1 protein-coding gene is annotated in these 1,478 nt (G+C 69.6%); it reads left to right on the top strand.

Annotated elements, in window-relative coordinates:
- The first annotated feature begins 41 nt into the window (after positions 1 to 41).
- Positions 42 to 1,313 carry an IS4 family transposase gene (locus AB1460_RS37425; protein ID WP_368967292.1) on the top strand — a complete coding sequence of 424 codons (1,272 nt, stop codon included), beginning with the start codon at positions 42 to 44 and terminating at the stop codon, positions 1,311 to 1,313.
- The last annotated feature ends 165 nt before the right edge of the window (positions 1,314 to 1,478 follow it).

The following is a 1,478-nucleotide window of genomic DNA, read 5'->3' as shown; positions in this document are numbered from 1 at the left end:
CAATACCAGGAACTTAAGGTCTGATCGTGTAGGTTCTGGCTGTGCCGAGGCGTGGTCAGGTCAAGGAGAAGGCCGGGGACCGGTTGGTGGACCGGGTCGGGTTGGGGGTGCTGGCCGCGCAGTTCCCGGACGTGCTGGTCGACCGGGTGGTCGCGGAGGCGGGCCGGCGTGAGCGGCGGACGCGGGATCTGCCGGCGGCGTTGATGGTCCGCTATGTGGTCGCGTTGGCGTTGTTCCCCTCGGACGGCTACGACGAGGTGATGCGGCAGGTCAAGCTCGCCGACGACTGGCTGTCCGGCAGTGCGGGGCCGGTGAAGGTACCGGCGACGACGGCGATCACGAAGGCGCGGGACCGGCTCGGGCCGGAGCCGGTGAAGCTGCTTTTCGAACAGGCCGCGGTGCCGATGGCCCTGCCCCGGCGGACAGTGGGGGCGTTCTACCGCCGGTGGCGGGTGTGCGCGGTCGACGGGACGACGCTGCTGGTCCCGGACACCGACGAGAACGCGGCGGCGTTCGGGAAGCCCGGCAACGACCAGGGAGAAGGCGCGTTGCCGCAGGTCCGGCTGCTGGGACTGGTCGAGTGCGGCACCCGGGCGCTGCTGGCAGCCGGGTTCGGCGGGACCGGCGGGTCCAAGGCCGCCAGCGAGCAGGCCCTCGCCCCCGGGCTGCTGTCAGCGTTGCGACCGGGCATGCTGCTGCTGGCCGACCGCAACTTCCTCGGCTTCGCGTTGTTCGCCAAGGCCGCCGCGACCGGCGCGGACCTGCTGTGGCGGGCCAAGAAGGACCGTCGCCTCCCCGTCGACGCCGAGCTCGCCGACGGCTCGTACCTGTCCCACCTGGCAGAACCCGGCACCAGGGGTAAAGGCCGAAAGATCACAGTTCGGGTCGTCGAGTACACCCTGGATCGCGACCCGGACACCGCCGACCCCCTGCCCGCGAGCAGAAAGGAGACCTACCGGCTCGTCACCACCATCCTCGACCCCGCCACCGCACCCGCCGCCGAACTCGCCGCGTTGTACAGCGACAGGTGGGAGGTCGAGACCCTGCTCGACGAGATCAAGGTCCACCAGCAGGACGGCCGCCTCGTGCTACGGTCCCGCACACCCGACCGGGTCGAACAGGAGGTCTGGGGCATCCTGACGCTGCACCGGGCGTTACGGAAACTCATCCACGACACCGCCCTGGTCGAGGGGATCGACCCCGACCGGCTCTCCTTCACCCACACCGTCACCATCGTCCGGCGCCAGGTAGTACGCCGGGCGCTTTTCCCCCCTCCGGCGGATGGCCCGTGTCCTGGCCGCGGTGACCGCTGAGATCGCCGAACACGTCCTACCGGAACGTCACCGCTCCAACCCCCGCGTCGTCCGCCGGGCCAACCGCACCCCATTCCCCACCAAGAAGCCGATCGACAGACACCTCACAGGACCACCACCCTCGGTCGTCACAGTACTAACCCGAACCTAAAGTTCCTGGTATTG

Source organism: Parafrankia sp. FMc2 (genome assembly GCF_041008525.1).
Taxonomy (GTDB): domain Bacteria; phylum Actinomycetota; class Actinomycetes; order Frankiales; family Frankiaceae; genus Parafrankia.
This window is presented reverse-complemented; position numbering and strand designations above follow the sequence as displayed.